Origin of the sequence: Priestia sp. SIMBA_032, assembly GCF_046535215.1 — a bacterium.
Lineage (GTDB): Bacteria > Bacillota > Bacilli > Bacillales > Bacillaceae_H > Priestia > Priestia aryabhattai.
Genome location: NZ_JAWRXD010000663.1, coordinates 1 through 272, shown reverse-complemented (window position 1 = coordinate 272; position 272 = coordinate 1). Strand labels below are relative to the sequence as shown.

The following is a 272-nucleotide window of genomic DNA, read 5'->3' as shown; positions in this document are numbered from 1 at the left end:
CTGGTTCCGTCTTCAAGATTATTGGTTCCGATTTTTGATTTAGACCCTGTGATTGCGGCACCTCTAACAGATGCAGCGTTAACACCTTATTCAGCAATAAAAAGATCACTTCCTAAACTGATGCCAGATGAATATGTAGTGGTGATTGGAGTAGGAGGACTTGGGCACGTTGCTATACAAATTTTGAGAGAGACCTCCGGAGCAGCAATAATTGCCTGCGATGTAACAGAAGAAAAACTGGCATTTGCAAAAGAATTGGGCGCAACTTATAC

1 protein-coding gene is annotated in these 272 nt (G+C 42.3%); it reads left to right on the top strand.

Annotated elements, in window-relative coordinates; translation table 11 throughout:
• A partial coding sequence (locus SB717_RS35910; RefSeq protein ID WP_410907756.1) for a zinc-binding dehydrogenase occupies positions 1 to 272 on the top strand: 272 nt, incomplete at both ends.